The 14,824-nt window shown below is 46.5% G+C and carries 13 protein-coding genes and 1 other RNA gene; 4 read left to right on the forward strand and 10 right to left on the reverse strand.

Annotation, left to right across the window (positions count from 1 at the left end; genetic code table 11):
* Positions 1–122 precede the first annotated feature (122 nt).
* The 9 genes from mnmA to gshAB all read right to left on the reverse strand — a co-directional run bounded on the left by mnmA (position 123) and on the right by gshAB (position 10,424).
* Positions 123–1,247, reverse strand: coding sequence for a tRNA 2-thiouridine(34) synthase MnmA (mnmA, locus tag C7R56_RS07210; protein ID WP_107995885.1), 1,125 nt, complete (start codon positions 1,245–1,247; stop codon positions 123–125).
* 137 nt (positions 1,248–1,384) lie between these two features.
* Complete coding sequence (locus C7R56_RS07215) at positions 1,385–1,978, reverse strand: TraX family protein (RefSeq protein WP_159072191.1); 594 nt, start codon at positions 1,976–1,978, stop codon at positions 1,385–1,387.
* A gap of 120 nt (positions 1,979–2,098) precedes the next feature.
* Positions 2,099–3,391: an O-acetylhomoserine aminocarboxypropyltransferase/cysteine synthase family protein gene (locus C7R56_RS07220; RefSeq protein ID WP_107995887.1), complete on the reverse strand. Its 1,293-nt coding sequence runs from the start codon at positions 3,389–3,391 to the stop codon at positions 2,099–2,101.
* Between the two features lie 174 nt (positions 3,392–3,565).
* Positions 3,566–4,141, reverse strand: a complete 576-nt coding sequence (locus tag C7R56_RS07225; RefSeq protein ID WP_107995888.1) for a xanthine phosphoribosyltransferase — start codon at positions 4,139–4,141, stop codon at positions 3,566–3,568.
* Between the two features lie 265 nt (positions 4,142–4,406).
* Complete coding sequence (locus C7R56_RS07230; protein ID WP_086628425.1) at positions 4,407–5,183, reverse strand: formate/nitrite transporter family protein; 777 nt, start codon at positions 5,181–5,183, stop codon at positions 4,407–4,409.
* A 271-nt stretch (positions 5,184–5,454) separates the two neighbouring features.
* Entirely contained in the window at positions 5,455–5,802 is a 348-nt protein-coding gene (locus C7R56_RS07235; protein ID WP_107995889.1) for a cysteine desulfurase, read from the reverse strand.
* Between the two features lie 54 nt (positions 5,803–5,856).
* Positions 5,857–6,999 (reverse strand): cysteine desulfurase family protein, encoded by a 1,143-nt coding sequence (locus C7R56_RS07240; protein ID WP_234402601.1) that lies wholly within the window; start codon positions 6,997–6,999, stop codon positions 5,857–5,859.
* A gap of 30 nt (positions 7,000–7,029) precedes the next feature.
* Entirely contained in the window at positions 7,030–8,121 is a 1,092-nt protein-coding gene (locus tag C7R56_RS07245; protein ID WP_107995891.1) for a zinc metalloprotease, read from the reverse strand.
* Positions 8,122–8,132: 11 nt separating this feature from the next.
* On the reverse strand, positions 8,133–10,424 hold the full coding sequence (gene gshAB, locus C7R56_RS07250; protein ID WP_107995892.1) for a bifunctional glutamate--cysteine ligase GshA/glutathione synthetase GshB: 2,292 nt from the start codon (positions 10,422–10,424) through the stop codon (positions 8,133–8,135).
* 193 nt (positions 10,425–10,617) lie between these two features.
* Between gshAB and C7R56_RS07255 the strand changes: the two genes are divergently transcribed.
* The 4 genes from C7R56_RS07255 (at position 10,618) to C7R56_RS07270 (ending at position 13,166) form a co-directional block, all read left to right on the forward strand.
* The gene (locus C7R56_RS07255) at positions 10,618–11,889 is read left to right on the forward strand and encodes a replication-associated recombination protein A (RefSeq protein ID WP_107995893.1); all 1,272 of its coding nucleotides are present in this window, start codon (positions 10,618–10,620) and stop codon (positions 11,887–11,889) included.
* 104 nt (positions 11,890–11,993) lie between these two features.
* Positions 11,994–12,184, forward strand: a non-coding RNA gene (gene ssrS / locus C7R56_RS07260) — 6S RNA.
* Positions 12,185–12,298: 114 nt separating this feature from the next.
* Positions 12,299–12,601 carry a hypothetical protein gene (locus C7R56_RS07265; RefSeq protein WP_107995894.1) on the forward strand — a complete coding sequence of 101 codons (303 nt, stop codon included), beginning with the start codon at positions 12,299–12,301 and terminating at the stop codon, positions 12,599–12,601.
* A 97-nt stretch (positions 12,602–12,698) separates the two neighbouring features.
* The gene (locus tag C7R56_RS07270; RefSeq protein WP_086628292.1) at positions 12,699–13,166 is read left to right on the forward strand and encodes a universal stress protein; all 468 of its coding nucleotides are present in this window, start codon (positions 12,699–12,701) and stop codon (positions 13,164–13,166) included.
* A 428-nt stretch (positions 13,167–13,594) separates the two neighbouring features.
* Here the strand turns inward: C7R56_RS07270 and C7R56_RS07275 are convergent, their stop codons facing one another.
* Positions 13,595–14,791 carry an acetate/propionate family kinase gene (locus C7R56_RS07275; RefSeq protein ID WP_107995895.1) on the reverse strand — a complete coding sequence of 399 codons (1,197 nt, stop codon included), beginning with the start codon at positions 14,789–14,791 and terminating at the stop codon, positions 13,595–13,597.
* Positions 14,792–14,824: the final 33 nt, after the last annotated feature.

Genomic DNA, 14,824 nt, shown 5'->3' on the forward strand with positions numbered 1-14,824 from the left:
CCGGATGATCCCCTCCCTTTTTATAATATTCAGACTTGTAACAAGATTCCTTAAGAACGATACCACAATTCCCGCCCAAATTAAAGAGAGGCCGTAGAAAAAACCAGCCTCTCACTCATTATTCAGATGTACTGCAGGATGCGTTCGGCTTGATAAGCCTTGTCGATCGTGCCCCCACCCAGACATTCCATACCGTCATAAAAAACAACAGCTTGGCCAGGCGTAATGGCGCGGACCGGTTCCGCAAATTCCACACGGGCAGTCGTCTGATCTTCGTTCAGATAGACAGTGACTGCCGTGTCTTGTTGACGGTAACGGAATTTAGCCGTGCAAGTGAAGACAGATGGTTTCTTGCCTTCGGAGGTGAAGTGGATATCGGTCGCATCCAGACTGTCGGCATACAGGTTCTCATGATGGTAGCCTTGGCCCACGTAGAGCGTATTGGTCGCCAAATCCTTGCCTATGACAAACCAAGGATCATCGGATTCTCCGCCGCCGCCGATTCCCAGACCTTTTCTTTGCCCGATCGTATAGTACATCAATCCGGCATGCTCCCCCATCACATCCCCGCTCAAGGTGACCATTTTGCCCGGGATCGCCGGCAGAAAGTTCGTCAAGAATTCTTTGAAGTTCTTCTCGCCGATAAAACAAATGCCCGTCGAATCTTTTTTCTTGGCTGTCGCCAAACCGGCTTCTTCAGCAATGCGGCGCACTTCCGGCTTTTTGATTCCGCCTAGCGGAAACATCGTTTTGGAAAGTTGCTCTTGGGAAAGCTGATTCAGGAAATAGGTTTGGTCTTTGTTATCGTCCACGCCTCTGAGAAGATGAGCAGTGCCATCTTCGTCACGGACGACTTGCGCATAATGCCCGGTTGCGACATAATCCGCCCCCAGTTCCATCGCATAATCCAAGAAGGCTTTGAATTTGATTTCTTTGTTGCACATGACATCCGGATTCGGTGTCCGTCCCTTCGTGTATTCGTCCAGGAAATATTGGAACACCTTATCCCAATATTCCTTTTCAAAATTGACAGAATAATAGGGAATGCCGATTTGCTGTGCGACAGCTTGCACATCCTTGTAATCTTCGGTTGCCGTACAGAATCCGAATTCATCCGTATCATCCCAATTCTTCATGAAAATACCGATGACATCGTAGCCTTGTTCCTTCAAAAGCAATGCTGTGACAGAAGAGTCAACGCCTCCGCTCATTCCGACCACCACGCGTATTTTTGAATTGTCTTGCATGCCTTTCACACCCTTACTTGATTTGTGTATTTTCTCACTTCTTACATTATATAAGTAACATCCGATACAAAGAAACAGTTTACACCATCCCGGCGCATATTTCAAGCTTTCTCGCCTGTCCGCAGACAAGCCGACGGTCACATCAGCCTGGCGATAAGCATGAGGATAACTTGATGGACCGGATAGTAGGCATAACCGGTCCATTTCGGTAGCGGACTGATCCCAAAATTGACCGGCATAAGCATGGGAATAAGCGCTACTGCCGCGAATGCCTGCAAGGAGGGGAACTGCAAAGCATTCACTAGCAAAAACAAGGCAATTCCCGCTCCAACATGTTTTTCTAAGAGTACATAGATTGTCCACCCCATCATAAAGCCATACAGGCCGTATTCCGTAAACTGGACCAAAAAGATTGCCGGCAAGATGAAACGATAGTCTTTGATCGATAAGGCAAAAAGAGCCAAAGTAAAGAGAATATTGAAGACATTCCCTACTTGTGCGGTTATCGGCATACTGATGACCCCGGTCAGGACCAAGCGCAACAAATACTTGCGAAAATCACGCGTTTCCCTTACCCCTTTCACGGTTGTATACAAAAAACAAGGAAACGCGATGCGTCCGACCACACGTAGAAAAAGAAAAGAAGGGAACAGATAATAGCCGATGTGATCGATCGTCATTGTGAGGATCGCAATCCATTTGATGAGTGCTGTTTTATTGTTGTATGCCATTGCTTCACTTCCGATCTTCTTGAATGATATGGGATGCAAAAGAGAAATCTTTCCCACTAAAGAAAACAAAGCAGAACACCTTTGGAAGGGATTCTGCTTCATTTTCAGGGAAACTGTCGATCAGACTGTATAAGGCTTGGCATCCAAATTCAGGGTTGCCAATGCTTGCTCAATGTCTTCGATGATGTCAGCAATGTTTTCAAGCCCTACCGAAAAGCGGATCAGTCCTGGCGTAATGCCTGCCGCCGCCAATTGTTCATCGGTCAGTTGTCTGTGGGTTGAACTTGCCGGATGGAGCACACAAGTCCGGATGTCGGCAACATGGACTTCATTGGACGCCAACTTCAGACTGTCCATGAATTTGATGGCATTTTCTCTGCTTCCTTCGATAGACAGTGAAATGACGCCGCACGTTCCGAGCGGCAGATATTTATTTGCCAATTCGTGGTATTTGTCTCCTTCTAATCCCGGATAATTCACAAATTCAACTTTCTCGGATTGTTTGAAATATTCAGCGACTTTCAAGGCATTGCTGCAATGTCTGTCCATTCTCACAGGCAGCGTTTCAAGCCCTAGATTCAACAAGAAGGCAGCATTGGCGGTTGGGTACGCCCCCATGTCCCTCATCATCTGTACCCGTGCTTTTGTAATATACGCAGCGTTCTCAAAGCTTTCCGTATAGACGATGCCGTGATAGGATTCATCCGGTTCGGTAAATTCCGGGAAATTACCGTTTTTCCAGTCAAAATTACCGCTGTCGACAATGACTCCGCCCATCTGTACAGCGTGGCCATCCATGTATTTCGAGGTGGAATGGACCACGATGTCCGCTCCAAACTCGAACGGCCTGCAAAGGTATGGCGTCGGGAACGTGTTGTCTACGATTAAAGGAACGTTGTTGTTGTGCGCAATCGCGGCCCATTTTTCGATGTCCAGAACAGATAAAGCAGGATTGGCGATGGTTTCGCCGAAAACAGCCTTTGTGTTCGGTTTAAACATTTTTTGGATTTCTTCCTCAGGCAGTTCTTGATCGACAAATGTGCATTCGATTCCGAATCGCTTCAAAGTTACGGCGAACAGATTGATTGTTCCGCCATAAATGGAGGCGGTACTGATGAAATGATCCCCTTCCTTCAGGATGTTCATCAAGCTTATCATGGTGGCAGCCTGGCCGGAAGTTGTGCACAAAGCCCCTACGCCACCCTCCATCGCCGCGATTTTTTCTTCCACGGCTCCAACAGTCGGATTGGAGATGCGCGAATACATGTGCCCGGCAGCAGTCAAATCGAATAATTTCCCGATATGTTCCGTGGAGTCATATCTGTAAGTGGTGCTTTGGTAAATCGGAAGCGCGCTTGGCTCTCCGTTCCCTGGGTGATACCCTTCGTGTAAACATTGTGTTTCGATTCTCATTATTGAACCTCCTCATTAAGATAACGCTCATAATCTCATGTATATTTAACATTTTACCACAATTCCAAAAGGCTTTGTGGAGATATTGAAGCCAAATCGAAAGATCCTGAACGCCCAAAATTTTCCATGTTTGAAAACAAAAAAAAGACAGAGATTATCTGCCTTCCTGTGCTGCTATTCTTCTATGAACTGTACCGTGCCGTTTTCAAAGGACTTGATGCGCGCCAATGAATAGACATCCATACCCTGTTCCTCCAAAATTTTTCTGCCTTTTTGGAAGGATTTTTCGATGACGATACCGACACCAGCGATCTCCGCTCCTGCCTGTTTGCAGATTTCCATCAAGCCGTTAGTGGCTTGTCCGTTCGCCAAAAAGTCATCAATGATGAGGACATGATCATTCTCGTCAAGATATTGTTTGGAAATTGTAATTTCGTTGGTGACATCTTTTGTGAAGGAGTAGACAGTGGCCGAGTACAGATTGTCTTTCATCGTCAGACTCTTTTGTTTTCTTGCAAAAACAACTTTCACTCCCAATGCCAAACCTGTGAATACTGCGGGCACAATGCCGGATGTCTCCACCGTCAAAATTTTGGTGATTTTTTTGTCAGCAAAATACCGTGCAAATTCATCCCCCAATTGTTGCATCAATATGGGATCGATCTGATGGTTCAAGAAATTGTCCACCTTCAACACGTTGTCCCCCAACACGATGCCATCCTTCAGTATACGTTCCTCCAGCAATTTCATAAAAAAATCCTCCTTAATCACATTTCGTTCTATCTATCAGCCGCTTGCGACGGTCGGCCAGCATGCCTTATTTTTGTTAACAAATAACAGTAAAACAATACAGATAATCTTCGCTTTTGTCAACGGTCCGTAAGTTTTATCGCCAATTGGGATAACTATCACCTCGGAAAAACGAACAAATCTTCATTCGGACATTTTTTTATCCGTAGAAGAAAAAACGAGAAGAATCCGGTTACCGGACCCTTCTCGTTTTTGGTTGTAAAGCTTAGTCTACGTATACTTCGGAATCCTTGTTCATCCATGCGTAAAGCAAACCAATGATCAATCCGCCACCGATGTAATTGCCGATCATAGCGAAGAACCAGTTCGTCAGGACGCTGCCGACCGTCATCCCTGGCAAAGCGCCGCCGAATGCGAAAAACGCAAGGCTGAAGGAAGAGAAGTTGGCGATAACGTGTTCAAAGCCTAAAAATGCAAAGATGAAGATGATGAAAATGGTCGAGAAGAGCTTGCCGGCGTCATCTTTCATATGCGCGCTCACAAATACAGTCGTATTCACGATGACGTTCGCGAAGATACCTTCAGCAACCATCTGTATAGGTGTTTTGAGCAACTTGCCTTCAACTGCATGGAAAAGGAAGTGCTCAGCCGGTAAATCCTGGAAAATATTCGTGAATGACATGACGAATGAAGCGATGGTACCACCGATAAGGTTGAAAAGGATACAAGCGAATAAAATTGCTAAAGCTCTTTTGGGTGCCAACACCTTGCGGTAAATAGCTGCTGTCATGTACATCATGTTGGATGTACCCAATTCTGTGTTCATGTAATTGATCATGACCAAAGACCATGCAAACATGAATGAGTAGAAAAATTTCCCACTACCGGGCAGCATGTGTTCTGCTTTTTCAGCGACCATTACAGCAATTGAGGTACCCAACGTCAAAAACATACCAGCAAGCATACATCTGATGAAATATTTTACTTGTGAAGTCTCAAATAAATGTGACTTCTTTAGGGCGCTTTTATCAACTGTAGTCATGGCTGCGCCTTGATATTTTTGTTCCACTTTCTTCATCTCCCGAATTGTTTGTGCGATTCTGAATAAGTATATCATATTTCATAAGAATTGGAATGAAAAAAACAACTGTTTATATAATTATATTAATGCATTTATAGTATGCATGGTGTTTTTTTTGTGCACATGGATTTTAGCAAGTTCCATTTTCCCATTTGATGAAAAAAAAACCGGCTGTAAGATTTACTCTTACAGAACCGGTCCGTTGTTTTCAAATATCACAAATAAATTGGGATTACTCCGACACTTCAGCCAGGACGCCGTTTTCTACCAAGCTGTCCAAAATGTATTCCAACTGTTCTTTCGCAGCCGACATGGTTTCCTTACCGTAGACATCCACTAGCTGCAATCCGTTGCTCGTCGTTGTGGAAACTTTCAATGTTTTCAGATCGGCAGCGACGACAATTTTCACTTTGATCCCTTGTTTATGCAACACGCTGTTGTCCAAATCGCGGACCATTTGGAAATTGGCGTTTTTGGTTTCCTCAAAACCATTGTCGCGCAAAGTGTAGCGTTTCACCTGTTCGTCCAATCGAAAGGTTTTTCCGGATCCCTTTAAAGATACATTTTTTTCGAATGCCATATGCAGTCCTCCAAGATAACGTTTTCTCTATCATAACACATTTTTTTCTTTCGTTCAGCCGTTCTTGTATTGCTTACTGTGGATGCTTTTCAGCAAGGCGATCAGCGTGTCCGCCTCATCAGTCGTATTATCCGGTCCGAATGAAATGCGTAAGGATTCGGTTGCTCGCGGATTATCCATTCCGTACATCGCTGCCAATACATGGCTCGGTTCAATGCTGCCGGCTGTACAAGCGGATCCGGCCGCCAGCATGATCCCTTTGAGATCGCACTGAATCAGCATTTTGTCGGAACGCATACCGGGCAGCCAGATGTTCAAGATGTGCGGGACTCCCTCAGGATAGACACCATTGCATTCAAATGGAATCCCGCTTTTTTCAAGTCCGCTCAGTAAATACTTGCCCAGTTCACGTTTTTTGCGGTTGCTTTCTTTGCGTTCTGCTTCCATCAGAGTGACGGCCTCAGCAAACCCCCGGATGTATGGCGTATTTTCCGTACCGCCACGGTGGTCGTTCTCCTGGCTGCCGCCATGGATGAAATTAGGCAGGTGCAGACTATTTTTACGGTATAAAAATCCAATGCCTTTGGGACCATTGATTTTATGCGCGGAAACCGATAGGAAGTCGATATGCTGTTGCTCCACATCAATCCGCTCGCTGCCATATGCTTGAACGGCATCGGTGTGGAATAGGATGTTCTGTTCTGTCAAAAAAGCACCTATTTCGGCAATTGGATTGATACTGCCCACCTCGTTGTTGGCATACATCAATGAGACTAAGATAGTATCCTCGCGAATCGCATCCTTCAGGGATTGCAAGGTTACTTTTCCGGTATCGTCCACCGGAAGATAGGTCACCTCAAAGCCTAACGTTTCCAGATAATGCATCGGATGCAGGACTGCATGGTGTTCCGCTGCAGAAGTGATAAGGTGTTTGCCCTTTTCCTTCAGAGCCAACGCAGTCGGTATGATCGCTGTATTGTTGGATTCGGAGCCGCAGCTTGTGATGATGATATCAGCCGGGTCTGCTTGGATGGATGCCGCAAAAATCCTGCGTGACTGGTCGATATGCTGTCTTGTTCGTCTTCCCAGAGCATAGGTGCTGGAAGGATTCCCGAAATCTTCGATAAGCGATTCCTGAATGACCGATACAACTTCAGGTCTCACCGGAGTCGTAGCGGCGTGGTCGAAATAAATCAATTTGTTACCTTCTTTCTGTCGCAAGTCTTTCTAGTGTTCAAAATAACTGTTGAGCCAACGGTACAGGCGCAGTTCGATGCTGGTTTCCATTTCCTTCGAGGAATCTTGGGCAGTTGCGGGACCCTGTCCCAACAATTTTTTCGTTTCTTCAATATCGGTAAGACAGAAAAATGCATAGGCCGCCCTTATTCTGTTGTTTACGATCCAGTACCTTTTTAACAAAGGATGAGCTTGTATTTGGATGTATTTTTCCTCTGCATTTACGAGCCGACCGAACAGCGCATCGCAAAACAAAGATTCCATCATATAAACGGGCCAATAGACTGACTCTTTGACTGGACGGTTGGCCGAAAAAGTCTGCAACAATGAATCGGCTTCTTCAAAATCCAGTTCCCCCAAAGCGCGGACATACGCGACCATGTAGAAGTAGTCAACCAGGAAGGTTTTTTGATACTGGGCATCGTTTATGCTTTCGAAATAGGCGTCCGGTAAGTCGGCAAAAGGCACTTTTTCTTCGATAAGCTGTGCCATCTCCAACTGCTGGAACAGGAGCCTGCGCGCAGGCAATGAGCGGCTTGCTTCCCTCAGCAAAGCTCCGTCATTCTGCGCTTTCGGCAGCAGATTCGCTAAAGCCATCCAGACAGGCACCAAACTGAACAAAACGAACAGGGAGCCTGTCTTCAGTTCCATCCAAAAAGCCAGGCTGTACAGGAGTGTCCCCGTCAAAGCATTTGCCATAATGCCCCCCAGCAGATAACTGCGATACGGCAATTCCGCATAGTCCCCTTTAGGTGGCGCCATCAAGCATTGGCCAGCCAGCAACGGGGAGGCAGCCTGCATATGATGCAGGCTGTGATCCGCATGGCTATATTTGTAACGTCTGACTTGAAAGCTGATCAGCCGATAACCGCTCAATTTTCCGAAGATAAAATGTCCCCCTTCATGAAGAAAGACATGCACGTGGATGGATAGAAACAGGCCTGCCGATAGAGCTGGAACGAGCAGGGGATTAAAAGACGACAGCTTCCCCCAGTCGTTGAATCCCTTCGCGACGAGATAGCCGTAAAACATGATGAAGGCAATTGTAATATGGCTGGCAATTCTCAGAAATGACTTTTTCATGAAGTTCCCCCCTACTCTTCCTCCAGCTGCATTTCCGGGAACAATAAGCGCAGGATTTCCATCGTCAAGCGTCGGCTTTTCCCTTGGTATGGATAAATGTGGATTAGCATGGCTGGGTTGAAGTTCGCCTCAATCACCCCGTAGTTCGGCTCCTCTTTCGTGGCCGGGACCGAATGATCCGGGATGATGATATCCACCCCACAGACTGCAACACCCAGTGAGGCTGCCATCTGCACAGCCAACTTTTTGTAGCTGTCGTCCATCTGATCCGTAAAATCAATTGAATCGCCGCCGGTGCTGATGTTTGAATTATCCCTCAGACGGACATTCGTGCCTTCAGGTGGGATACTGTCGAAAGTATACCCTTGCCCTTGGATCGTCAATTTTTCGAGTTCCCCAGTCGCTATCAATTCCAATGGGGAACGGTGATTTTTTCCGCGGAGACTGTCTTTATTCTTCTCCTCGACCAATTGACGGATTGTGTGGCTGCCATCACCTACCACATTGGCCGGCACACGCAGCAACACGGCTTTCGTTTCATTGCCTATGACAAAGAATCGGTATTCGGTTCCGGCCAAGAAATCCTCGACCAATATATCCTCGTCCTCTTCAAATGCGATGCGTACTGCTTTTTCGTAGTTTTCGGCTGTTGCGCCGTCCTTGAAGATGGAAATCCCTAACCCGTAGTTCGTTGACTTAGGTTTGACGACGATGCCTTTCCCAGCAAAGATAGAGTAATCGCGCAAGGCTGCGGCCACAGAATGGTACTCACCGCTGTCCGGCACCGCGAATCCGTTCTCCGCCAATATTTTTTTGGTGACGACTTTATTTTCCATAATGAGCGGGCCGATATAGCTGTCTTTTGCCGTCATATTGCCGTTCTTCACATATTCGCGATGATTCTTGTAGGTCAGCGAGATGAATTGGTCATAACGGTCGAGCATGTTGATCTTCAAACCTTTTTGGATGGCATCGAACATCAGAATCTGTGTGGAGAGTTCCATGTCCTCAAAGCCCCTCAAGGCATATGGACGTTTCCAGGCAGCTTCTTTGTACTTTTTGGCCAAAGATGTGGCCCAAGCCGTTTTGTCCTCTGTTGCATCCACTGCCTTGACCATCTGCCCTGCCACTGTTTTCTCCGGATTGTGGAATGCTTCGATTTTTTCTTTAACGATTGCGCTGATTTTCTCTTCTGCGCCGATCGCTTCCAGCATCTGCAGCATCCCTTCCAGGACGGACAGCCCTTCCGATTGGAATGCGGATGGCTGCAGAGGATTCTCCAATGCCGTGCTGTAATTCATTTCTTTCCCGATTTTCATCTCTTCTTCGCTGGCATCCTTCTCGATCCACAATAAATAGAGCAGGAAATAATGGATGAAGTACATATCCTCTTTATGCATTCCGAACTCGGCAAATGGGTTCAGATCGAACAACCTGAATTCGAGATAGGCGATTCCGTTCGTCAGCAAATCACGCGCTTTGTTGGCCCCCCTGAAACGGACAGTGGAATAAAACTCCTTTTCGGCAATAAGCTTTCCACTGGTTACCATCCGTTCGATATCCTGTACATAGGCATCAATCGATTCAAAAGAAACATGCACGTCCGCTTTATTGACGTATCCATATTTGCTGCTGCGGATGCTTCTTGTGTAGCTGTCCAGAGGCAAATCCTGTTGGGTTTCTTTTTCGAAGTAGGAGCTGTCGGCGGATATGGATCCTCCCATAAGATAGGTCATGATCCATTGGTGACGGATGAAGTTATGCGCCATCTTCAAGTAGACATCCGATTGGAACGCCTTAAGTGTCCCGGCAGACCCGGAAAGCTGATGAAGTTCTTTGATGAGGGCAGGATTCAATTCGAAATTGAAGTGGATGCCGCTGACCATCTGTTTCTTGTTCCCGTAAACAGAGACCAAGTACTCCCGGTACGCCACATCATCCGCGCTGTCCAACTTGGCTACTTTGATTTCTTCACTTGCCGGCATGGTAGGCGGGATGCTGCAAGGCAACAGGTATTCATCTTCCGGCAAGGATCGCAGTACGACATCATGGATAGCCGTCAGCCACTCATGTGTTTCCTCGATTGACTGCATCGGCGGCGTGATCAATTCCGGTTGGCTTTCCGCAAAGTCAGTCTGTATGTAAGGATGGAAACTGCGATTTCCGAATACAGTCGGGTGGTTTGTCTTGGCGATTGTACCTTCACCCGTTATCCGTTGGCTTTCTTTTTCGATTCCAAAAGAGGCTTTCGAAAATAATGCCGATAATTTATGTGTTAAAATAATCTCTTTGAAATCCGTCATTATATACTCTCGCTTTCTGCTTCCAATTTTCAATGTATTCATTATAGCTTTTCTGCTTGTAAATAGTAAAGATGTTGCTTGCCTTTCTTTTCAATCAATTTTCACAAAGCTGCCAAAAAGAAATAACCGGGCGAATGTTTGTTCTTTATTATCAGATGGCATATAATGGGGAGAGAAAAAGGAGCGGAGAATAATGAAACAACCTTTAGCATACCGTATGCGTCCCGTCCACATCGACGAAGTCATCGGCCAAAGTCATCTGGTCGGCGAAAATAAAATCATCCGCCGCATGGTCGATGCCAAGATGCTTTCTTCAATGATACTGTACGGCCCACCGGGAATCGGCAAAACCAGCATTGCGAGCGCCATCGCCGGATCGACCCATTCGGCTTTCCGGCAACTGAACGCCGCTACCGACACAAAAAAAGATCTTCAGATCGTCGTGGAGGAAGCCAAATTTTCCGGCCAGGTCATCCTCTTGTTGGATGAGGTGCATCGCTTGGACAAACCCAAACAGGATTTTCTCTTGCCGCATCTTGAGAGCGGCCAGGTCATCCTGATCGGCGCCACCACCGAAAATCCATACATCAGCATCAGTCCCGCTATCCGGAGCCGGACCCAAATTTTCGAATTGAAGGCCCTGAGCACACAGGACGTCATATTGGCGCTGGAACGGGCCATCGCTGACGAAAAGCGCGGTTTGGGTAAAGAAAAGATTATGATCGACGAAGATGCCTTGCTTCATTTCGCCAGAAGTACGATGGGTGACGTGCGCGGCTCGCTGAACGCCTTGGAATTGGCCGCGCTATCCACCAAACCGGATGCGGATGGAACCATCCACATAACCTTGGACATCGCCGAGGAGTGTGTCCAAAAGAAGGCATTGGTCCACGATAAGAACGGCGATGCCCATTACGATGTCATATCTGCCTTCCAAAAATCGATCCGCGGCAGCGACGTCGATGCGGCCATGCATTATCTGGCCAGGCTGCTGGAAGCCGGCGAATTACTGATCGCCTGCAGGCGGTTGATGGTCTGTGCCTACGAAGATATCGGCTTAGGCAATCCGCAAGCTGTGGCCCGAACCGTTTTGGCTGTTCAGGCTGCCGAAAAGCTGGGCTTGCCGGAAGCACGGATTCCCTTGGCTAATGCTGTCGTCGATCTGGCCCTTTCGCCGAAATCCAATTCGGCCTATATTGCCTTGGACAGCGCTCTTGCCGACGTGCGCGCCGGAAAGTCCGGCGACATACCGGATAGCCTGCGGGATGCCCATTACAGCGGTGCAAACAAGCTGGGCCGTGGCATCGGGTATCAATACCCGCACGACTTCCCGGATCACTGGATCAAACAACAATATTTGCCGGACTCGCTGAAAGATCGCCGATACTACGAGCCCGCTTCGACCGGAAAATATGAACAAGCCTTGGCCAGCCAATTGCAGCACCGCTTCAACAAAGATTCCTGATTACTGTTTGGCAGCGTTTAACCAGTTGCTGCTGTACTGTTTCCGGATTGAAATGCTTGTGTTTTGCTTGCCAACGATTGATTAGTATGCTACTATACGTATATAGATTTCTGAGGTGTTCGACATATTCTCAATGTGTTGACCGAACAATTTATTACTACCTTGGGATCCTGTTTATTCCGGTGGATAACACGCCTTTTCATTTGGTAGTTAGAGACTGGATATTGGAGCCCACCTGCTTATATGCGGGTTCAAAACTAGTAGAATATAACTCACCGGCACCATCGGATTTCTAATAAAGTTTTATACTTTTGGAGCTGCTCTTTGAGCAGCTTTTTTTGCAGACTGAAATATTCGGGAAAGCATTTCTTGAGCCATTATCCCGCAATTTCCTTGAGGAGGACACACTTTGGTTGAATTGTTGATTGCCCTTTTTTCATTATTATTGGTTTCGACCGGACTTTTCATGACATTGAAAGGCCCCACTGTCTTCGTGTTGGCTCCGGATCGGATCACAGAACAGCAACGCCATCAGATCTGGCTCTTTTTCCGCAACGGCGGAGCCCTGTACATGTTGATTGGGTTTCTCTGTCTGCTGACGATTTTCTTCAGGAGTTCCCTGCTTTATGCATTTGCCGTATTGATTGCCTCAGGGTATACAGCACTCTTCAGCATCCGGCTGGCCGGCATGATGAAAGATCAGGGCCGCTGATCAATAAATTCCGGAAAATATCGCATACGCTTTCATTTTTATGGAAAGTGAAGTAAAATAAACTTGTAAGCGATACTAGTTTAGAGGAGTGGTTAATATGTTTCAAGAGTATAAGAAAATTTTGATACCGGTTGACGGATCGAGAGAATCAGAATTATCCTTCCGTAAAGCAGTGGAAGTGGCCAAACGGAATAAAGCAGCCATCATCATCACTCATATTATTGATACAAGAGCCATACAGACCCCTACAGGTTTTGAAGGCAGCTTTACGGATGAAATCGTCCGCCAATCCAAAACGTTGATGGAAGAATACAAAACCTACGCCACGAACGAAGGCATAACGGATGTTCACACAGTCATCGAATACGGCTCGCCAAAAGCCATCATCGCAAAAGATTTGCCTGCCGAATACGGCGTGGATCTGATCATGATCGGCGCGACCGGCCTTAATGCCGTCGAAAGACTGTTCATCGGCTCCGTTTCCGAGTACGTCATCCGCAACGCACCTTGCGATGTGCTGGTCGTCCGGACCGACCTGGAGAATAAACCAAAACCTAAAAAATGACAGGCAGCGGTCTAACTCCCTGCCTCAGAAAAAATTCAACAAAAAAATTCCGTTATGCCAGTTGTTGGCATATCGGAATTTTTATTTTTTATTATGGAAGCATAATACATTTTGAATCCAAAAGTGCGTCACCGTTGGTGTTTTACAGGTTTGCAAAAGTTTTCATGCATCCAAAAAGTTGTCCAGCTGCACGGGTTAGCCCTTCGGAAAGGATAGAGGAACCCCTTGACTCTGCGAGCCAAGGATACTATTCGACTACCCTGCTGACGCAGGAAGTCTCTCAGCATATTGCGCTCTACGATGCTCAGTTGCATGGGACTTTTAGCGATTCATCCCTTAGAGTCCCAGTAAAAGGTAACCGTAGAGAACGTTGCGTGGCACGATTTCCTAAATTTCTTTCAGGGCTGAACGAACCCGTTCCGCTTTTCTTATTTTTGGCTGAAGCGTACGACGTCGCGAGCGATCATCACTTCTTCGTCCGTAGGGATCAACAGTACTTTAACTTTTGAATCGTCAGTTGAAATGATTCTTTCAACGCCGCGAACATTGTTCTTTTCATCGTCGATTTCGCAACCGAACCAAGAGATGCCATCGATGATGATTTTGCGGGTAGGCGCAGAATTTTCTCCGACGCCGGCAGTGAAGACGATCGCATCCACACCGTTCATGATTGCAACATATTGTCCGATATATTTTATGATGCGATTGTGGAAGATATCCAATGCAATTTGAGCTTGCTCGTTGCCTTTTTCAGCTTCTGTCTCAACATCGCGCATATCGCTTGATACGCCTGAAAGTCCCAACAGACCTGATTTTTTATTCAGGATGTCAACGAATTCATTGATATCCGTGATGCCCAGTTTGCCCATCAAATACGCGATTAAAGATGCATCGATGTCCCCTGAACGAGTTCCCATCGTGATACCAGCCAATGGCGTGAAGCCCATGGATGTGTCGATCGATTTTCCGCCTTGGACAGCAGTGATGGAACCACCGTTACCGATGTGGCATGTAACGATCTTCAACTCTTCGATCGGTCTTCCCAACATTTCGGCAGCGCGTTCAGCTACGTATTTATGGCTTGTTCCGTGTGCGCCGTACTTTCTTGCAGAATATTTTTCATAGTACTCCATCGGGATGCTGTAAAGGTAATTTACTTTCGGCATTGTTGTATGGAAAGAGGTGTCGAATACAGCAACACTTGTGATTTCAGGCAACAATTTTTTGAACGCACGGATTCCGGTAGCGTTCGCTGGGTTATGCAACGGCGCCAATTCAGCCAGTTCTTCGATTTGTTCCAGGACAAGATCATCCACAAGCGCGGAATCTTTGAAGATTTCGCCGCCGGCAACGACACGGTGGCCAACACCTGTGATCTCATCGTAGCTTGAAATGATGTTTAGTGCCAATAATTGATCCAGCAAGTTTTGTACCGCGATCTCATGGTTCGCAATATCTTCCGTTACCTTGAATTTTTCGCCTTCTCCATATTTGATTGTGAAGACGGAATCGTTCAAACCGATTCTTTCGATAATTCCGGTTGCAAGAACTTCCTGATCAGGCATAGCGTATAATGTAAATTTCAAGCTTGAGCTACCAGCATTGATAGCGATGATTTTTGACATTTTTTTCTCTCCTTTAAATTGACTGATTTTTCT

Origin of the sequence: Trichococcus paludicola, assembly GCF_003052295.1 — a bacterium.
Taxonomy (GTDB): Bacteria; Bacillota; Bacilli; order Lactobacillales; family Aerococcaceae; genus Trichococcus; species Trichococcus paludicola.